Here is an 18,466-nt window from a genome sequence, read left to right as displayed (position 1 = left end):
TTACCACTTCATCTCTTGGAGTTCATCCACATTGGCTGATTTTTTCTGACGAAAGATTGCAATCACAAGCGCTAGTCCCACAGCAGCTTCCGCCGCCGCAATTGCCATTACAAAGAATACAACCACCTCACCTGAAATATTGGATAAGGATTTGGAAAAGGTAACAAATACCAAGTTTACCGAATTGAGTATCAATTCGACCGACATAAAAATCACGACTGCATTGCGGCGAATGAGCACTCCCAAAACTCCGATGGAAAACAAAATCCCTGCAAGTCCTAGAAAAAAAGGAACGGGAATACCGGAAATCAACGGATTCATAAAGTCGCATCCTTGGCATCGGTGCCTTCACCTAACTTCTTTTTGGCTAGAATCACTGCACCGATCACCGCAACAAGTAGTAAGATCGAAATCAATTCAAAAGGAAGCACATATTCCAGATAGGTTGCAGCTCCTACTGTAGCCGCATTTCCATTGGCGGAAACGGAACTTGTGCCTTGGATCGGATATTGATATACGGAAGTTGATTCCGTGATTTTATAACCTTTGCCCGATTGATAAGCGTTAGGAACTCCCGTATTCAACGCGGAATAAAGCCCAAAAAAGAAAAAGATAGCAAGTAAAGATAGAGCTACTACGCGAAAAGGATTGTCCAAAAACTTGGATAAGTTTTCCGCTCTTTGGCTAAGAAGCATAAGGACAAATACCACTAGAACCATAATTGCGCCTGCATACACTAATACCTGCATGGTGGCAATAAATAAGGCGCCCATAATCCCGTAAATCCCTGCCAGGGAAAAAAACATAAATACGAGGGAAACTGCGGATACCACAGGATTTTTTTGAAACACCACGCTGATGGCAGTTCCGATACAAATGGTTCCGAATAAAAAGAAAAACGCCAGTTCAATGGAGAATGTTTCGATCATAGAAATAGTTTCACCCAGGATTCTTTCCAATACACAGTATAAATGGAAGCAAACATCACTGCAAACAATCCCCAAGGAATCATTTTTTTCCAACCGAGCCGCATCAATTGGTCGTATCTAAAACGCGGTAAAGTCCAACGAACCCAGATAAAGAGAAATGCAAAGAACAAAACCTTTCCGATAAAAAAGAGAAGTCCGATCCACACGGCCCAGTCCGTTCCCTTACCTATTCCGAAAGGAACATTGTATCCGCCAAAGAAAAGTATGGTGGTAAGGCAGGACATAGTTACCATATTCATATATTCGGCGAGAAAAAATAATGCGAATTTGAATGCCCCGTATTCCGTATGGAAACCCACAACCAGTTCGGATTCAGCTTCCGCCAAATCAAAAGGAAGCCTGTTGGTTTCGGCAAACATGGCAGTCACATAAATGAAAAAAGCAACGAATCCGGGAGGAGTGAAAAAATTCCAAACATCCTTCTGCGCGTCACTAATCTCCGTTAGACGAAGAGACCCGGACATGATCACTACCACAATGATGGATAGCCCCATAGGAAGTTCATAGCTGATCATCTGAGCGGTGGAACGTATTCCGCCGAGTAGAGAATATTTATTATTGCTTGCCCAACCGGCGATCATGATTCCATAAACGGCGAGAGACGAGACAGCCAACATATACAAAACCCCCGAATCGGGATTTGCAACTTGCAAGTCAATCACACTAACGCCAGTCAGCTGAGTGAGCCAAGCGGGAGCGGGAATGGTGCCTCCGAACGGCATCACCGCCCAAGCCATGATCGCGCAAGTCATGGAAATAGTAGGTGCCAGTATATACATACCCTTGGATACGTTCTTGGGAAATATTTCTTCTTTGCTGATGAATTTGATTCCATCGGCCAGAGGTTGAAATAGTCCGAACGGACCTGCACGATTCGGGCCGGGTCTATCCTGGATAAATCCGGCGAACTTACGTTCTGCGAGTGTATAATAGGCAACACCCGTAAGAATAATTACAAATAAGGCGAGAATTTTGATCGCCCAGGCAATGATAAAACCCCATTCCATCGCTTCTAAACTGCCTTTTTAGCCAACATTGGCTACTTCTTTTTTGGGTTCGGTCGGTTTATCAACCGGTTGTAGTCTTCGTGCAAACTCTTCTTTGAACTTTTGCATGGTAGGTCGGACCGCCATCACACAAGCATCGGCAAGAGGGCAAATGGTAGTTCCGCCTTCCATATTACGGGAGAGAGAATAAATCAATTCCACATCCTTTTCCGTCCCTTCCCCTACTTTGATTTTGTGCAATATATCTTTGACCCAATGAGTTCCTTCACGGCAAGGAGTACATTGTCCGCAAGATTCATGGGAATAGAATTCGGCCAACCGGTAAGTCGTCTCTACCAGATCCGCTTCTTCCGACATGATGATCACAGCACCGGATCCAAGCATAGACTTGAGGCTGGCAATGGATTCGTAATCCATAGTCGCGGTCATTGCTTCCTCAGCAGTTAAAATGGGAGCGGAAGATCCACCGGGAATCACTGCTTTCAGATTTTTATCATTCTTCATCCCACCGCAAATATCATAGATCAACTCCTTCATGGGAGTGCCCATTTCCACTTCGTAAATGCCCGGTTTTTTGACATGCCCACTAACAGCAAATAAGCGAGTACCGGGAGATTTTTCGGTTCCGATCTTTTTGTATTCTTCTCCCGTCATCCGAATGATATGGGGAACATTGCAAAATGTTTCCACGTTGTTCACGACAGTAGGGCAAGAGTAAAGTCCCGATACGGCAGGAAAAGGAGGTTTGAGTCTAGGATGACCCCTCCTTCCCTCAAGGGAATTGATAAGCGCGGATTCTTCTCCGCAAATATAAGCACCGGCACCGGAATAAATGGCGAGTTCGAAATCATGCCCCGAACCTTGGATATTTTTCCCAAGTAGTCCTGCCGCATAAGCTTCGTTCACTGCTGTTTCCACAACATCAATACCTTTATTGAATTCACCTCGGATATAAATATATCCTTGGTGGCAGTCGATTGCCTTTGCAGCGATGACCATCCCTTCGATCAGCATATGAGGAAGTTTTTCAATGAGCAGTCTGTCTTTGAAAGTGCCGGGTTCGCCTTCGTCCGCATTGCAGATCAGATATTTGGGTTTGTCCGTTTTCGGAATGAAACTCCATTTGTTTCCCGTAGGAAAACCTGCCCCGCCTCTTCCTCTGAGCCCGGATGTTTTCACATCATTTATAATCTGTTCCGGGGTAAGTGAATTCAGAGCCTTCTTGGAAGATTCATATCCTCCCACGGAAAGATAATGTTTCAGAGTATGGCACTCCGGATGGTCAATATGTGTTGTTAATAGTTTTCTGATCATACTAACCTTTCCGTCCTAACTCTTCCAATATTTGGTCTATTTTTTCAGGTGTAAGATTTTCATAATAACGGTCGTTAATCTGTGCCACGGGCCCAAAACCGCAAGCACCCAAACATTGGACTTCGTCCACAGTGAACAATTTGTCCTTAGATGTTTGGCCTTTGTCCAAATTCAGTTTTTTGCAAACCTTTTCCGTAATCGAGTCGGATCCCGCAAGATAACAAGAGATATTCGCACAAATCTGAACATGGAATTTGCCCACCGGCTTTTTATTGTACATGGTATAGAATGTCGCAACTCCATGCACATGAGCGAGAGAAACAGGATTGCCGATCCGATCGGCGATGTATTGCATACCGTCATGATCCACAAACCCCTGATCTCTTTGCAAAAGAAACAAACAAGGCAGGATAAGAGAACGTTTGTTGGGAAATTGAGGAATCAGTTTTTGAAATCTGGTTTCCGATTCGGGGGAAAATTGATATGCCATTAACAATCAAGCTCCCCTGCAATTACATTCAAAGAACTCATAGTTGCAATCGTATCTGCAAGTAATCCCCCTTTTACCATTTGAGGGAATGCCTGATAATACCAAAAACACGGCCTGCGAACATGGACTCTCCAAGGAGTTTTTTCTCCTTCCGAGACCACATAAAAACCTAACTCTCCATTGGCGGCTTCCGTGGCATGGTAGTATTCACCGGGAGGAACTTTGATTCCGTGCATAATGATTTTGAAATGATAAATCAATTCTTCCATGTTATTGTACACTTTGTCTTTGGGAGGAATAAATGTATGAGGAAGATCCGCATGATAAGGACCTTCTGGAATTCCGTCTATTAATTGTTCGATGATCCGAATGCACTGTCTCATCTCTTCCATCCGAACCAAAGTTCGGTGCAATGCGGATCCGTCTTCGCCCACCGGAACATCAAAATCCACCTTATCATACAACATATAAGGAGTGTCTTTTCTAACGTCCCAAGGTACACCTGCGGCACGCAGATTGGGTCCGGAAAATCCGTAGGCAATCGCATCTTCTGCAGAAATCCCTCCGATCCCGGCAGTTCTTTCGTTGAAAATTTTATTTCGAATGAGAAGCTCTTCAAATTCGTCTAATGCAGGTTTGATGCCCTTGGTAACGATTTTGATTTCTTTTTGAAAATCGGGATAAATATCCCTTTCCATACCCCCTACTCGGCAAAAAGTGGTTGTAAGGCGAGCACCTGTTAGTTTTTCTAAAATCTGATAGATATTTTCCCTATGGTGAAACAAATGAAGGAAGCCGGAAAAAGCTCCCAAGTCCACCCCCATCACTCCGTTGCAGATGATATGATCCATCAAACGGGATAGCTCGGAAATAATCATTCTTACATAAGTTACTCTTTCGGGAACATCGATCTGCATCATCTTTTCGACAGTGAGAATCCATCCTATGTTGTTCAAAGGAGTGGAAACATAATTCATCCTGTCCGTACAAACCAGAAACTGGTTGTAATCGTATCTTTCTCCCAGCTTTTCAAAACAACGGTGCACATAACCGATGACAGACTCCGCTTCCACCACTCTTTCCCCGTCAATCTGAATGACGTTTTGTAAAATCCCGTGGGTGGCAGGATGAGAAGGACCCAAGTTGACAAGCAAATGGCCTTCGGGAAGGTCTTTGTATTTCTGACCGAAATATTCTGCGGTTTTTTCGTACATTACCATAAGATTTCCGCCTATTGGCTAATATCCTCGTTCGTATGAATGGTAAGAAGATCTTCAATCAGATAATCCTGTCCGGGACCTTCCAAAGGATAATCCTTACGTAAAGGATGTCCTATAAAATTATCAGGCATAAGTATCCTTTCCATTCTGGGATGATTTGCAAAAGGAATTCCGAACAAATCGAATACTTCTCTCTCGGGCCAGTTAGCACCTACAAAAACTTCCACTAAGCTAGGAACGGATTCCCCTTCTTCCACGGGAGCGCGAAGTTGAATTCGAAAATGTTTGTTTTTGGGAGAACGAAGCAAATATACGATTTCAAATCGTGTTTCGCGTTTTCCGAGCCAATCAACAGCCGTTAGGTCATTTAAAAATTGAAACCGAAATTCAGGATGTTCCTTCAGCGCTTTTGCTACGGGGACAATTCCCTCCGGTTTGATACAAAAGTAAGGAAGGTTGGTGTTTATGTCACGTCCGGTTAGAAGGAAGTTCGAAAAATCGGATTCTAAATAAGCCTGAATGGATTCTTTCATGCAACAACAAGAGGTTTGTTTTTTTCGTTGATCTCTTGGATCTTTTTCATGATTTCCTGACGTCTCGCTTCCAAACCTTGCGACCTTACTTTTTCCTGCAATTTCACAAGCGCATCCAGAATCGCTTCCGGACGGGGAGGACAACCCGGGACATATACATCTACGGGAAGGATCCGATCCACACCCTGTAACACTCCATAGGTGTCGAACATTCCCCCGGAAGAAGCACAAGCTCCCACAGAGATCACAAATTTCGGTTCGGACAACTGATCGTAAATCTGACGAAGCACGGGAGCCATTTTATAAGTAATAGTTCCCAAAACCAAAATCATATCAGCTTGTCTGGGAGAAAAGGAAGGACGTTCGGCGCCGAAACGCGCCATATCATAATCCGCACACATCGTACCCATATATTCGATACCGCAACATGCGGTAGCAAAAGGATAAGGCCAAAGGGAGTAACTTTGTCCCCATTGAACCACATCTTCCAATGTGGCAACTTGGAACATATCTCCGAACATTTCACCGGGTTTGCTTAAAACATCTGTTAGTCCCATTCCAATGCCCCCTTTTTCCAGATATAATACAGACCTACTACAAGTATGAGTAAGAAAAAAAACATTTCAATCAGAAAGAATCCGCCTAGGCCGGCATTCTTGAAATTCAAAAGGTTTACGGCCCAAGGATAAAGAAATACTGCCTCGATATCGAATAATATGAATAAGACGGCGACCAAATAAAATTTGATATTGAAAAGGCCGCGTGCGTCCCCGTAATAAGTCACTCCGCACTCGAAAGTATCTGCAGGTTTCGACTTTTTTTTGGGATTGAGAAGGAAAGCAAGCGATAGGATGACTGCGGAAAATCCGATTCCCAATGCAAGCTGGATAAGGATAGGTGCGAAACTATCTGGAGCTAAACCCATTGATAGAATCATCTCATTCAATAGCCCTATTGTCAAGGCTAGATTCTTTATAGGAAGGAAATCATGAAAATTTGCAACTTGTCTTAGGAAATCCGTACAAAATGACCGACAGGTCAACCAATTGAGAATCGCTCTCAATTAAATCCACCTTGTCCTCAAGAGGTTTTGTTTCTTTCAAAAACAAAATCCGATTGCAGTTGATTTTTCAACTTCAATCAAACAGTTTGATTTCCTATGCTCTGTCGTTTTTACCTGTCAGTCTTCCTATTTTCCCTATGCAATTGTTTCGGGTCCAAAGACGAAATCAGAGATTACCATTATTTGGGAATGTGCGAAGAGTCCAGGAAAGATCTGGCTGAAGTCGTATTTCTGGAACAATCCAAAGAATCAGTACAAACCCGCTCGGGCCAAGCTGCTTCCATTGCGGCCACCAGCGGAACAGCTGTTACAGAAACTTTGGTTTACCTGGGAGGAGGAGCTCTGGTCGGTGCACTTATCTGTTCTCCACTGATTGCACTGGACGTTGCAGCGGACGGACGATCACTGCAAATTGCATTTTGGAAATAAGTTCCAAAGCTGCATTCCTCATTGCTTCTGAGGGAAAGTACGAATACACCAAAAAGATCTGGGATAAAACATACAAACTCCGTCGTTATGATTTTGACAGCATATCCCACTTGATTCGGGAAAACTGCGAATGTTATATCAAAAAAGGGAACAGGGAAGATTTAAAAATCGCAAGCCTTCAAGTCAGAGAATGGAAGAAAAATCACGGAATCTGGGAACATTTGAGCGGTTCTGAAAAAGAGCAAGTGTATGTTCTGGAAAAACGAGTGATTTCGCTTTTGGAAAAAACAAACTAAAATCAGATTTACCCCTTTACCAACGGGGAAACTTATTTAGCTTTTCGGAATATAAAATAAATAGATTGCTCTTGAAACAAAGGAGCAGATGTTTTCTTACATACGAATTTTTTATTTGAATCCCGATGATCATCACTTCATTCACCTAAAGGTAGTTTTATGGTATTTCCACCTTCCTACTTAAAAAAAAATTACTTTTTACTACTTATCCTTTTCGTGTCTTTTTTTTCCTGCAAAATAGCCACATCTTCCCACCTCGACGCAATTAACGGAACTACCGACCTTTCGGCATGGGAGCCAAACCAAGGTTTGGTGAACCTGAAAGGGGACTGGGAATTTTGTTGGGATGAACTGATTCCTCCGGGATCGAAGGAATCCATTTGGAAAGAAAAATGTCAGGGATATTTCCCTGTTCCTTCTTTCTGGAAATTCTATAAAATAAAGGGAGAAAATCTACCTATCTTCGGAAAAGCAACCTACCGGCTCAAACTCCGCCTTCCCCGGGACAGTAAAATCAATTACGGTTTGTTTTGGACGGAGATCATGTCCGCATTTGAAATTTTCATTAACTCCCGTTCTGTGGTCAAGATAGGACGAACAGGAGATAGTTTCCAAACAATGAAGCCGGATTTGAAACCTGGTGTCGCCTATTTGGGGAATCTTCCTGAAGAAGCGGAGATCGTGATTTGGGTTTCCAATTTCAATCATGAGAATCACGGATTTTGGGAACCATTGTATTTCGGAAAATGGGAGTCAATCGCAAGACAACATACTGAGTTTGTAATGAAGGACATTGCAAGTTGCTCCGCCATCATTATCATAGGCTTATATCATCTGATCATTTATCTATCGAGATTGCGATCCAAAGAATATCTGTTATTCGGTCTTTTCTGCATCGTAATGGGAATTCGACAGTTAAATTTCGAAACACATACATTTTATTATCTATTTCCCAACTTTGAATTTGATTCTTATATCCGCTTCTTATTCGGAGTGATATATTTGATCGGAATTTTGATGATCACTCTCTATGACCTTCTGTTTCCCGAAGACATACCCAAATTACTCACGAACGGCCTTAGGATTATATTCACTTCTTTCCTATTCACGTTATTTTTGCCAGTATCCGTTTTCACTCATTTTGCGGCTTATCTATTCGGTTTTTTGGCCTTTGTATTAATCCTTTATATTCCTTTCTTCATAAGAGCGTTGCTTAGAAAACGGGAAGGAGCGGCTTTGATGCTCTTTGCCTATTCCATAACAGCCATTACTCTGTTAAACGACCTACTGTTTAATTTCGGCATCATTCATACAGGCTTTATTTCCCATTTCGGCGTTTTGCTGTTTATATTCATCCAAGCAATCATCTTATCAAAAAAAATCACAAAAACTTTGCAGGAAAAAGAAAACCTGGTTGAAAGGTTAGGCGAAATTCTGGAAGAAAAAAACAAAACTCATACGGAACTTATGAACCTGAAAGAGTATCAAAAATACGAACTTGAATTGCAAGTCAGGCTTCGTACCGAAGAATACGAGATCGCCAAACAAATAGCAGAAACCGCCAATAATGCCAAATCCCAATTTTTAGCGACAATGAGTCATGAAATCAGGACTCCCATGAACGGAATTTTGGGAATTGCCGAATTACTCAAGATGACCTCTCTGACAAAAGATCAGGGACAATACCTTAAAATGTTACAAGACAGCGGACAATCTTTGTTAACCATCTTAAACGATATTTTAGATTATTCGAAATTAGAAGCAGGAAAAATCGAATTATTAGAAACGGATTTTTCCTGGAAAATTCTGCTCGAACTCGTGGAAGGAATCTTCAAATACCAGGCGGAGAAAAAAAATGTTAAATTCGAAGTGACTTTCGATCCGGATTTCATATATCTTGCGCACGGTGACGAAAATAGAATTAAACAAGTGTTATTCAACATAATTTCAAATGCAGTAAAATTTACGGAAACCGGAGAAATAAAAATCCGCATTTCTTCCGAAAAAGAAAACACCGGAAATTGGATTCAATACAAAGTATCAGTGGCTGATACGGGAATAGGAATTCCTGAAGACAAAATGAACTCTTTGTTCCAAAGATTCACACAACTGGATTCCAGCATCTCCCGCAAATACGGAGGAACGGGACTCGGACTTGCCATCTCCAAAAAAATCACCGATGCAATGGGAGGAGAATTGGAAGCCAAAAGAAACGATCCGATAGGAACTTCGTTTGAATTCAGGATAAGGTTGCTTCCCAATCAGGTTTCAAGAGTTCTACGTTCGGAAGATTCCGTGGATCTTTCCGAACTACCATCTAACACAAATATATTGATCGCCGAAGACGATCCTACCAATTTGTTTTTGTTTTCCAAATTTTTAAAAAAATTAAATGTTCGCCACGACTTGGCACGGGACGGTCGTGAGGCAGTTGACAAAGCCAAGACCAATGCGTTTCATTTGATTTTTATGGATATCAATATGCCGAACTTGGACGGAATCGGTGCCTCGGAAGAAATTTTAAAAGATATAAGTATAAATCCGAAACCGATCATCGTTGCCGTCTCTGCGGACGCTTTTCAAGAAGATAGGGAAAAATGTTTCAAAGCGGGAATGTCCTCCTTCCTTCCCAAACCATTTCAAAAAAGAGACATTGAACAGGCATTATATGAATGGCTGATTGAAAGAAAAACAGGTTCCTGACCTACGAAAATACTTTTCAGCCGGTTAAATTTCGTAGCCATTGATAGAATTTTCAATCTTTGTATAAACTAAGACTGCATTGCAAATTTAAAGGAATCTTACGAACTAGGCATCATAATCTGGAGGTATTTCGTAGTTTGGTGAAATTCAAAATCACAAACGGGGAATACGGACAAGCTACCAAAAATAAGGAAAGATAGACAGGGAAATTGAATATTCGGAAAGACTGATATTGAAAAAACCACGATTTTCAAACAACCCAACCAACTTATCCGTGCTATATGCAAAAAAAGGCAAATTTCAAATAAAACAAAATAAAAAAGTTGGAAACATTTCTTAGATTTATGTCCAATTCAGATCATATTAGCTTTTATGCATAATATCGGGGTTTAATTTTTTAATTGACACTGAAATGCCAGGTACCAAGGATAGTGCCATCTGTGTTGGTGTCCTGATCATAGATCAGCACTTAAAAGGGAACTCGGTTAGATTCCGAGGCTGCCCCGCAGCGGTAAGAGAGAACGAAATTCACAACTTGCACTGGTTATACGATAACTGGGAAGCAGTGAAAATTAGGCAAACGGCATAGCTGACATGCTCTCAAGCCCGAAGACCTGCCAACACCCGACGATGAAGAGACATCCGTCGTCGGAACGACCTAGAATCCTCGAGGGAGGTGGGAAGGTATCAAAAGCTGGCATTGGACCCTTGTTTTCCTACCTTAGTGCCATACTCTAGATCCATCCTCACCTCTATCTTTTCTTGTGGTCGCCCGTGGGGGCGAAAGGTCGGTCAGTGCTTTTGCGATTCTTCTATCAGTAAAAGCCTGCGGCTTCGTACGCCCAAGCTGACCTTCTTCCCCTACGAACTATCAACTAACAATAACTAAGTTAGTTGTAGCTGTCTTTAGGAGAAGGAATCGTGAAGAACAAATCAGTTCATCCGACGGAAGTCATTCCGGCCGGGGTCATCAAAGAAAACAGACTGGTCGAAATGGTATTTCCGGAAAGGACCAATCATTACGGAACTCTATTTGCGGGAGCAGCGCTTTCTCTTATGGTAAAGTCAGCCTATATGCTGGCATCCCGTTACTCCAGGCATACCGTTGTCGTAGCTAACAGCGAAAAGGCGGACTTTCAAGTCCCGATCAAACAAGGTCAACTGATAGAAATCATTTCCAAGATCACAAAAACGGGAACTACTTCGATGACAGTAGGAGTAGAACTTTACAGCGAAGACTTCCTAACGGGCGAAAGACGACTTGGAACAAAAGGAAAATTTGTTTTGGTTGCACTCGATAAAACCGGCAAGCCAACGAAAGTTCCGCCTCTATTCGATCGGGTTAGGTCGAAATCAGCATAATAGGAGAATGATAATGTCAGTATTAGCAACTTGTTTAGGTTATCCGAGATTCGGGAAAGCGAGGGAACTCAAAAAATCCTTAGAATCCTTTTGGGCTGGAAAAATTTCAGAAGAAGAACTGAATGAAACCGGTAAAAATATAAGAAAACAACATTGGTTGGAAATGAAAAGAGCAGGAATGAATCATATTCCTTCCAACGACTTTTCCTATTACGATCATGTTTTGGATACTATCGTATTACTGGGAGCAACCCCGAAAAGATACGGATCCATATCAAATCCGATCGCACGTTATTTTGCAATGGCCAGAGGATTACAGAATAAATCCGCCGGAATTGATACAAGTGCGCTGGAAATGACAAAATGGTTCGATACTAACTACCATTATATTGTACCTGAGTTGAATGATGAGACGAAGTTTTCCCTAAACCCGAAAAAACTGATCTCGGAATGGGAAGAAGCTTACGAACTTGGAATTGAAACAAGACCGGTGATTCTCGGGCCAGTGAGTTTTCTGCTTCTCTCTAAAATGGACTTGAATTCAAAAAAATCACCTCTTCATTTTTTGAAAGATCTACTGCCTCTTTACAAGGAACTATTTTCGCTCTTAAAGAAAAAAGGAGTTCGTTGGATTCAATTGGACGAGCCGTGTTTGGTGTTAGAGTTGGAAAAAGGAATTCAATCCTCTTACCAAAACGCTCTGACGGAAATTGCAAAATTTTCAGAACGCCCGAAAATTCTCGTTACAACCTACTTTGGCGATTTAAAAGAAAATTTAAAGATTGCGACCGCCTCAAAGTTAGATGGATTGCATATAGATTTGGTAAGGGCTCCCGAACAACTGGAAACAGTTTTGGCATCACTGCCGCCTGAATATATTTTATCCTTAGGACTAGTTGACGGAAGAAATATTTGGAGAACCGATTTAGAAGCCACTCATAAAATTTTAAGAACAGCAGTTGAAGCGATAGGAAGTGAAAGAATATTCGTAGGAAGTTCATCTTCCCTATTACATGTTCCGGAAGATTTAAACGGAGAGAATCAACTTGATACGGAACTTAAATCCTGGCTGTCTTTCGCATTACAGAAATTATCCGAAATCAAAGCCCTTGCAGAAGCCTCCGGCAAGGAAGTACCTTCTCAAACCTATCTGGTATCTGGTTATATGTGGCTTGAGAATAAAAAAGCACTGAAGACGAGAAAAAATTCCCCCAGGACAAAAAACCAAAAAGTCAGGGAACGATTGGAGAAAATTTCGGAAGGAGACAAAAAAAGAAAATCTACTTTCATCAATCGACAAACCCTACAACAAAAAAGATTTTCACTGCCGACATTTCCAACGACAACTATAGGTTCTTTCCCGCAGACAAATGACGTAAGATCGGCACGTGCCTCATGGAAAAGCGGAAAATTATCATTGGAAAATTACAATCGGTTTTTGAAAGAAGAAACAAAACAATGTATCGCAAAACAAGAATCAATCGGTCTCGATGTTTTGGTTCACGGGGAATTCGAAAGAACGGACATGGTAGAGTATTTCGGAGAAAAACTGGAAGGATTCGCTTTTACTGAAAACGGATGGGTACAAAGTTACGGCTCCCGCTGTGTGAAACCTCCCATCCTGTTCGGAGACATTTTCCGTCCCGAACCTATGACTGTCGATTGGGCCATATACTCGCAATCACTAACCCCTAAAATCGTCAAAGGAATGTTAACTGGTCCTGTTACCATCCTGCAATGGTCTTTCGTAAGAAATGATCAACCGAGACAGGCTACTTGCGAACAAATTGCACTCTCGCTTCGTGATGAAGTAAACGATTTGGAATCTGCCGGAATTCAGATGATTCAAGTAGACGAACCTGCCATTCGGGAAGGACTTCCCCTTAGAAAGAGCGAATGGAAAACATATTTGAAGTGGGCGGTTGATTCATTCCGTTTGGCGACGAGCGGCGTAAAAGATGAAACTCAGATTCATACTCATATGTGTTATTCGGAGTTCGGCGAAATATTGGAATCAATCGAGGCAATGGATGCGGATGTTCTCTCTATCGAAACTTCAAGGTCACAGATGGAATTATTTCGGGACTTTGGAAAATCCGGTTATAAAAACGAAATAGGACCTGGTGTCTATGATATCCATTCACCGAGAGTTCCGAGCAAAGAAGAGATGATCGATCTTTTGGAAAAAGCGAAATCGGTTCTTCCTTACCCGCAATTATGGGTCAACCCTGACTGCGGTTTGAAAACAAGAGGTTGGCCGGAAGTAGAAGAAGCTTTAAGGAACATGGTGGAAGCCGCTGAAATTATGAGAACGAAGACGGAAGAATATGCAAAATAACAAAAGTTATACTGTAATAGGAGAGAATGAATGACAACTAAACAAACATCACTTTCTCCCGGAGAAAAATTCCGCAAAGCAATAGAAGAAGAATATCCTCTTCAGGTTGTAGGAACGATCAATGCAAATCATGCCTTACTCGCAAAACACTCCGGGTTTCGTGCCATCTATCTTTCCGGAGGAGGAGTTGCCGCAGGTTCATTGGGAATCCCGGATTTGGGAATTACCGGATTAGATGATGTATTAACGGACATTCGTCGTATTACAGACGTATGCGATCTTCCCTTGCTCGTGGACGTAGATACCGGATTCGGTCCGAGTGCATTCAATGTTGCGAGAACTACCAAATCATTAATCAAATACGGGGCCGCGGCTATGCACATTGAAGACCAAACGGGCGCGAAAAGATGCGGTCACAGACCGGGGAAAGAAATCGTCAGTCTTGAAGAAATGACAGATAGAATCAAAGCGGCAACCGACGCAAGAACCGACGAGAGTTTTGTGATTATGGCAAGGACAGATGCAATTGCTGTCGAAGGATTAGAGAAAGCCATAAAAAGAGCCATTGCTTGTGTGGAAGCAGGCGCGGATATGATATTTCCAGAAGCAGTCACAAGCCTTGAAATGTATGAAAAATTTTCCAGTGCTGTAAAAGTTCCGATCCTTGCCAATATCACCGAATTCGGATCTACTCCCCTTTTTACAACTAATGAACTGAAAGATTCAGGAGTAAAACTTGTGTTATATCCTCTTTCCGCATTCCGTGCAATGAACAAAGCCGCCGAAAATGTGTATGTGAATATCCGGAAGGACGGCACGCAAAAAAATGTAATCGATCAGATGCAGACCAGAATGGAATTGTATGATTCCATAGGGTATTATTGGTACGAACAAAAGTTAGATGAATTATTCGTAAAAACAAGGACTCTCAAATGATTTTAAACAGACCTAAAAAATCAGTCGCACTCTCCGGGATCGAAGCAGGAAATACCTCACTCTGTACAGTTGGCAAATCAGGCAATGACTTACATTACAGAGGTTATGACATTCTTGATGTTGCCGACCAATGCGAATTTGAAGAGATTGCCCATCTGCTTGTGCATGGAACGCTACCGAATCTGACGGAACTAAATGCGTACAAAAGCAAATTAAAGTCCCTCCGAGGATTGCCGCATGCGGTTAAAATCGCTCTTAAACAATTACCGGCAAGCACCCACCCAATGGATGTAATGCGATCGGGTGTTTCCGTTTTGGGATGCAACACTCCGGAAAAGGACGATCATAGCCATACGGGGGCGCGAGATATCGCCGACAGATTACTAGCATCTCTCAGTTCCATGCTGCTTTACTGGTATCATTTTTCACATAACGGAAGATCGATCGACGTGGAGAGCGAGGAAGATTCCATCGGAGGACATTTTTTACACTTGCTTCACGGAAAAAGACCCTCCTCTCTTTGGACAAAGTCTATGCACGCGAGCCTTATTCTTTACGCAGAACACGAGTTCAACGCTTCCACATTCGCTTGCAGAGTAGTGGCTGGAACCGGGTCCGATCTGTTTTCCGCCATTTGCGGAGGAATCGGTGCATTACGAGGACCAAAACACGGCGGGGCCAACGAAGCCGCATTCGAAATCCAAAAAAGTTATGAAAATCCGGATGATGCCGAGAAAGACATTCGAAAGAGAGTAGAAAACAAAGAAGTGATCATAGGATTCGGCCATCCTGTTTATACGATCGCCGACCCAAGAAACAAAGTCATCAAGGAAGTAGCTCAAAGATTATCTGATGATGCAAACTCTATGAGAATGTTTGAAATTGCAGATCGAATTGAATTCGTTATGTGGGACGCAAAGAAAATGTTTCCCAATTTGGATTGGTTCAGTGCGGTCAGCTATCACATGATGGGAATTCCTACGGCCATGTTCACTCCTCTATTTGCTATAGCAAGGACAGCAGGTTGGAGTGCACACGTGATCGAGCAAAGAATTGATAACAAAATCATTCGGCCGAGTGCGAACTACATCGGACCGGACAATCTAACATTTATTCCGTTAAGAGAAAGAGTGTAGGTAAAAATAAAATTAAAAAGCAGGAAAATAAAATGAGTTCTCATACAATCAACACTAAACAAAAAACCGACCAAGTGATAGTCGACATTGCCGACTATGTTATGAATTATAAAATCAAATCCGATTTGGCGTACGAAACCGCAAAAAACTGCCTGATTGATACATTGGGCTGCGGATTGGAAGCACTAGAGTATCCGGCCTGCACTAAATTATTAGGACCCGTTGTTCCCGGCGCCAATCTACCGAACGGTGCGAAAGTTCCGGGTACTTCTTATCAACTGGATCCTGTGCAAGCTGCATGGAACATCGGCACAATGATACGCTGGCTGGATTTTAACGATACATGGCTTGCAGCCGAATGGGGACATCCTTCCGACAATCTCGGAAGTATTCTGGCTGTTGCCGATTGGATTTCCAGAAATGCACAGAGCGAAGGCAGGGAACCTTTAGTCGTCAAAGATGTGTTAACGGCTATGATCAAAGCACACGAAATACAAGGTTGCCTTGCTTTGGAAAATTCATTCAATAAAGTAGGATTGGATCATGTATTACTTGTAAAGGTCGCCTCGACTGCCGTTGTTTCCGAAATGTTGGGACTGAACCGGGAAGAAATTCTAAATGCAATTTCACTCGCTTGGCTTGATGGTCAATCCCTCAGAACTTACAGACATGCGCCAAACACAGGTTCAAGGAAATCATGGGCTGCCGGAGATGCAACTTCCCGTGCCGTAAAACTGGCATTAATAGCAAAAAAAGGAGAGATGGGCTATCCTTCGGTCTTAACTGCCAAAACATGGGGCTTTTACGACGTATCTTTCGGAGGAAACGAATTCAAATTTCAAAGACCTTATGGATCTTATGTGATGGAGAATGTACTTTTTAAAATTTCCTTCCCCGCAGAATTTCACAGCCAGACTGCGGTGGAGGCAGCAATGGAACTTCATGAAGAATTAAAAAAAGAAGGTAGATCGACAGACGATATAAAAAAAATAACCATTCGCACTCACGAAGCTTGTATTCGAATTATAGATAAGAAAGGCCCTTTGAACAATCCTGCGGATAGAGATCATTGCATCCAATATATGGTTGCCATTCCACTGTTATATGGAAGACTTACCGCCGGAGACTACGAGGATGCGGTTGCGGTTGATCCTAGAATCGACATCTTAAGAGATAAAATTAGTTGCATCGAAGACGAAAATTTTACCAAAGATTATCATGATCCGGACAAACGGTCAATCCCTAACGCAATCACAATCGAATGGAACGACGGAACAAAATTCAAAGAAGTCCACGTAGACTATCCAATAGGACACAAACGAAGAAGAAAAGAAGGGATTCCTCTTCTGGCAATAAAGTTTAAAAAAAATCTAAGTAGAAGATTTGCCGAAAAGCAAAAAAAACTGATCCTGGAAGCCGTGTCCGATCAGAAAAAGTTGGAAGAAATGGAAGTCCATCGGTTCGTCGATTTATTCTCTTTCAATTAACAATGAATATTCGAACTACGACGGAATCGAAAATGATAACAATTGATGAAGGAAATGAAAAGGCACAGTTTCATCGGAAGATCCTGGATACAAGATGGCCTGGGATACAATTGTATTATCCTCCTATCAAATTCGTTCCGAAACACTCGGACTATGAAACGATCGAAGCGGCCACAGAAAGATTGGAAAGATTCGCCGTACATTCTAAAGCACATACTTTGTTGTTTGATTTGGAAGATGGCTGCTCCAGAAAAGCATTAAGTCGTGAATTATTGAGAAAGGAAATTTACAGATTTGAAAACAAAAACATTCAAATCGCCATTAGAATCAATCCTTTTCTGACGGAAGAATATTCGAAAGATCTGAAGTTACTGAAGGAAATAGGCAATTACGTTCATGTAATCACCTTGGCTAAAGCAGGCGAACAATACGGAACTGCCGAGATTCGCGACTTATCTTCCGATCTAGTGGAGATAAATTCGAAAATGACTGTGCAGCCGATCATCGAACACCCCCGTTCTTTGAAATTAGCTCCCGAAATGATGAATTTTTCAACAGTCAAACATTTGGTTTTCGGGATTCATGATTTTTCAAAAGCAATGGCGATTCACATAACGCCCGAAAACTGGCTGGAAGAATTGAGGCCTTATCTTTATGACCTGTTATTTGAAGCGAGACAAGCAGGCAGAGGAGTGATCGGTGGAGTTGATCCTTTGATCAACCAGGAAGGGCTTCCTGATAATGCAGTTGAGCCTTCTGACGTTAGGCGATGGTTGGATTTGAACGGCGACAAAGCTTCACATATCGTTTTTTCACATGCTTCCACGGAAACTGCTCTCGGGCTTACTGGCAAACAAGTGATTCATCCCAACCATATCAACCTATGCAGGGTTGCATTCATTCCTTCACCTTCCACCATTCGGAGAAATATAAAAATTCTGCAAATCGCCTTGGAAGCCGACGCTCTTACCGGAGGAGCTGTCCGGTTCGAGGGAGAAATGTTGGATCCTCCTATGTTCGGAAAAGCGCTCCAAGCGATTTTAAGAGCCAAGGCACTGGGAGAATTAAGCGAAAAAGAGGAAGACTTTATTTTATTTGTCCTAAAGAAACTTCCCGATAGAGTGATTTTAGAAAATTGGCCTTATGCCGGATTCAATTAATAG

18 protein-coding genes and 1 riboswitch are annotated in these 18,466 nt (G+C 42.2%); of the genes, 9 read left to right on the top strand and 9 right to left on the bottom strand.

Annotation, left to right across the window (positions count from 1 at the left end; translation table 11 throughout):
- The 9 genes from nuoK to EHS11_RS05015 are packed head-to-tail and all read right to left on the bottom strand — an operon-like array spanning window position 1 to window position 6,478.
- Window positions 1-321, bottom strand: coding sequence for an NADH-quinone oxidoreductase subunit NuoK (gene nuoK, locus EHS11_RS05055; protein ID WP_109018754.1), 321 nt, complete (start codon window positions 319-321; stop codon window positions 1-3).
- Window positions 318-947, bottom strand: coding sequence for an NADH-quinone oxidoreductase subunit J family protein (locus EHS11_RS05050; protein WP_425460548.1), 630 nt, complete (start codon window positions 945-947; stop codon window positions 318-320). The genes nuoK and EHS11_RS05050 overlap by 4 nt, the downstream gene beginning before the upstream one ends.
- Complete coding sequence (gene nuoH / locus EHS11_RS05045) at window positions 926-1,996, bottom strand: NADH-quinone oxidoreductase subunit NuoH (RefSeq protein ID WP_135763326.1); 1,071 nt, start codon at window positions 1,994-1,996, stop codon at window positions 926-928. The genes EHS11_RS05050 and nuoH overlap by 22 nt, the downstream gene beginning before the upstream one ends.
- A gap of 18 nt (window positions 1,997-2,014) precedes the next feature.
- On the bottom strand, window positions 2,015-3,310 hold the full coding sequence (gene nuoF / locus EHS11_RS05040) for an NADH-quinone oxidoreductase subunit NuoF (RefSeq protein WP_135763325.1): 1,296 nt from the start codon (window positions 3,308-3,310) through the stop codon (window positions 2,015-2,017).
- Between the two features lies 1 nt (window position 3,311).
- Complete coding sequence (locus tag EHS11_RS05035) at window positions 3,312-3,800, bottom strand: NADH-quinone oxidoreductase subunit NuoE family protein (RefSeq protein WP_135763324.1); 489 nt, start codon at window positions 3,798-3,800, stop codon at window positions 3,312-3,314.
- The gene (locus EHS11_RS05030; protein ID WP_210413634.1) at window positions 3,800-5,020 is read right to left on the bottom strand and encodes an NADH-quinone oxidoreductase subunit D; all 1,221 of its coding nucleotides are present in this window, start codon (window positions 5,018-5,020) and stop codon (window positions 3,800-3,802) included. The genes EHS11_RS05035 and EHS11_RS05030 overlap by 1 nt, the downstream gene beginning before the upstream one ends.
- Before the next feature lie 11 nt (window positions 5,021-5,031).
- On the bottom strand, window positions 5,032-5,553 hold the full coding sequence (locus EHS11_RS05025; protein ID WP_135763322.1) for an NADH-quinone oxidoreductase subunit C: 522 nt from the start codon (window positions 5,551-5,553) through the stop codon (window positions 5,032-5,034).
- The gene (locus EHS11_RS05020; RefSeq protein WP_109018747.1) at window positions 5,550-6,110 is read right to left on the bottom strand and encodes an NADH-quinone oxidoreductase subunit B; all 561 of its coding nucleotides are present in this window, start codon (window positions 6,108-6,110) and stop codon (window positions 5,550-5,552) included. The genes EHS11_RS05025 and EHS11_RS05020 overlap by 4 nt, the downstream gene beginning before the upstream one ends.
- Window positions 6,101-6,478, bottom strand: a complete 378-nt coding sequence (locus EHS11_RS05015; protein ID WP_109018746.1) for an NADH-quinone oxidoreductase subunit A — start codon at window positions 6,476-6,478, stop codon at window positions 6,101-6,103. The genes EHS11_RS05020 and EHS11_RS05015 overlap by 10 nt, the downstream gene beginning before the upstream one ends.
- A gap of 234 nt (window positions 6,479-6,712) precedes the next feature.
- Here EHS11_RS05015 and EHS11_RS05010 point away from each other — a divergent pair, with 234 nt between their 5' ends.
- The 9 genes from EHS11_RS05010 to EHS11_RS04970 all read left to right on the top strand — a co-directional run bounded on the left by EHS11_RS05010 (window position 6,713) and on the right by EHS11_RS04970 (window position 18,463).
- On the top strand, window positions 6,713-7,045 hold the full coding sequence (locus EHS11_RS05010; protein WP_135763321.1) for a hypothetical protein: 333 nt from the start codon (window positions 6,713-6,715) through the stop codon (window positions 7,043-7,045).
- Window positions 7,036-7,341, top strand: a complete 306-nt coding sequence (locus tag EHS11_RS05005; protein WP_135763320.1) for a hypothetical protein — start codon at window positions 7,036-7,038, stop codon at window positions 7,339-7,341. The genes EHS11_RS05010 and EHS11_RS05005 overlap by 10 nt, the downstream gene beginning before the upstream one ends.
- 159 nt (window positions 7,342-7,500) lie before the next feature.
- The gene (locus EHS11_RS05000) at window positions 7,501-10,044 is read left to right on the top strand and encodes an ATP-binding protein (protein ID WP_135763319.1); all 2,544 of its coding nucleotides are present in this window, start codon (window positions 7,501-7,503) and stop codon (window positions 10,042-10,044) included.
- Between the two features lie 427 nt (window positions 10,045-10,471).
- Window positions 10,472-10,680: riboswitch (cobalamin riboswitch) on the top strand.
- A 285-nt stretch (window positions 10,681-10,965) separates the two neighbouring features.
- A complete protein-coding gene (locus tag EHS11_RS04995; RefSeq protein WP_210413633.1) occupies window positions 10,966-11,406 on the top strand; it encodes an acyl-CoA thioesterase in 441 nt (146 codons plus the stop codon).
- 13 nt (window positions 11,407-11,419) lie between these two features.
- Window positions 11,420-13,744 carry a 5-methyltetrahydropteroyltriglutamate--homocysteine S-methyltransferase gene (metE, locus tag EHS11_RS04990; protein WP_135763318.1) on the top strand — a complete coding sequence of 775 codons (2,325 nt, stop codon included), beginning with the start codon at window positions 11,420-11,422 and terminating at the stop codon, window positions 13,742-13,744.
- Between the two features lie 30 nt (window positions 13,745-13,774).
- Window positions 13,775-14,680 carry a methylisocitrate lyase gene (prpB, locus tag EHS11_RS04985; protein ID WP_135763317.1) on the top strand — a complete coding sequence of 302 codons (906 nt, stop codon included), beginning with the start codon at window positions 13,775-13,777 and terminating at the stop codon, window positions 14,678-14,680.
- On the top strand, window positions 14,677-15,816 hold the full coding sequence (gene prpC, locus EHS11_RS04980) for a bifunctional 2-methylcitrate synthase/citrate synthase (RefSeq protein ID WP_135763316.1): 1,140 nt from the start codon (window positions 14,677-14,679) through the stop codon (window positions 15,814-15,816). The genes prpB and prpC overlap by 4 nt, the downstream gene beginning before the upstream one ends.
- 32 nt (window positions 15,817-15,848) lie before the next feature.
- A complete protein-coding gene (locus EHS11_RS04975) occupies window positions 15,849-17,303 on the top strand; it encodes a bifunctional 2-methylcitrate dehydratase/aconitate hydratase (protein WP_135763315.1) in 1,455 nt (484 codons plus the stop codon).
- A gap of 32 nt (window positions 17,304-17,335) precedes the next feature.
- On the top strand, window positions 17,336-18,463 hold the full coding sequence (locus EHS11_RS04970) for an HpcH/HpaI aldolase/citrate lyase family protein (protein WP_135763314.1): 1,128 nt from the start codon (window positions 17,336-17,338) through the stop codon (window positions 18,461-18,463).
- Window positions 18,464-18,466 lie beyond the last annotated feature (3 nt).

This window comes from Leptospira ilyithenensis, assembly GCF_004771005.1.
GTDB classification, from domain to species: domain Bacteria; phylum Spirochaetota; class Leptospiria; order Leptospirales; family Leptospiraceae; genus Leptospira_A; species Leptospira_A ilyithenensis.
The sequence above is the reverse complement of the archived record's forward strand: the minus strand, read 5'-3'. Positions and strand labels throughout refer to the sequence as shown.

What these genes read in the sequence shown, in the direction of transcription:
- nuoK (WP_109018754.1), bottom strand. Translation starts at nt 321, where the DNA reads ATGAATCCGTTGATTTCCGGTATTCCCGTTCCTTTTTTTCTAGGACTT.
- nuoH (WP_135763326.1), bottom strand. Translation starts at nt 1,996, where the DNA reads ATGGAATGGGGTTTTATCATTGCCTGGGCGATCAAAATTCTCGCCTTA.
- nuoF (WP_135763325.1), bottom strand. Translation starts at nt 3,310, where the DNA reads ATGATCAGAAAACTATTAACAACACATATTGACCATCCGGAGTGCCAT.
- EHS11_RS05035 (WP_135763324.1), bottom strand. Translation starts at nt 3,800, where the DNA reads ATGGCATATCAATTTTCCCCCGAATCGGAAACCAGATTTCAAAAACTG.
- EHS11_RS05030 (WP_210413634.1), bottom strand. Translation starts at nt 5,020, where the DNA reads ATGGTAATGTACGAAAAAACCGCAGAATATTTCGGTCAGAAATACAAA.
- EHS11_RS05025 (WP_135763322.1), bottom strand. Translation starts at nt 5,553, where the DNA reads ATGAAAGAATCCATTCAGGCTTATTTAGAATCCGATTTTTCGAACTTC.
- EHS11_RS05020 (WP_109018747.1), bottom strand. Translation starts at nt 6,110, where the DNA reads ATGGGACTAACAGATGTTTTAAGCAAACCCGGTGAAATGTTCGGAGAT.
- EHS11_RS05015 (WP_109018746.1), bottom strand. Translation starts at nt 6,478, where the DNA reads ATGGGTTTAGCTCCAGATAGTTTCGCACCTATCCTTATCCAGCTTGCA.
- EHS11_RS05010 (WP_135763321.1), top strand. Translation starts at nt 6,713, where the DNA reads ATGCTCTGTCGTTTTTACCTGTCAGTCTTCCTATTTTCCCTATGCAAT.
- EHS11_RS05000 (WP_135763319.1), top strand. Translation starts at nt 7,501, where the DNA reads ATGGTATTTCCACCTTCCTACTTAAAAAAAAATTACTTTTTACTACTT.
- metE (WP_135763318.1), top strand. Translation starts at nt 11,420, where the DNA reads ATGTCAGTATTAGCAACTTGTTTAGGTTATCCGAGATTCGGGAAAGCG.
- prpB (WP_135763317.1), top strand. Translation starts at nt 13,775, where the DNA reads ATGACAACTAAACAAACATCACTTTCTCCCGGAGAAAAATTCCGCAAA.
- prpC (WP_135763316.1), top strand. Translation starts at nt 14,677, where the DNA reads ATGATTTTAAACAGACCTAAAAAATCAGTCGCACTCTCCGGGATCGAA.
- EHS11_RS04975 (WP_135763315.1), top strand. Translation starts at nt 15,849, where the DNA reads ATGAGTTCTCATACAATCAACACTAAACAAAAAACCGACCAAGTGATA.
- EHS11_RS04970 (WP_135763314.1), top strand. Translation starts at nt 17,336, where the DNA reads ATGATAACAATTGATGAAGGAAATGAAAAGGCACAGTTTCATCGGAAG.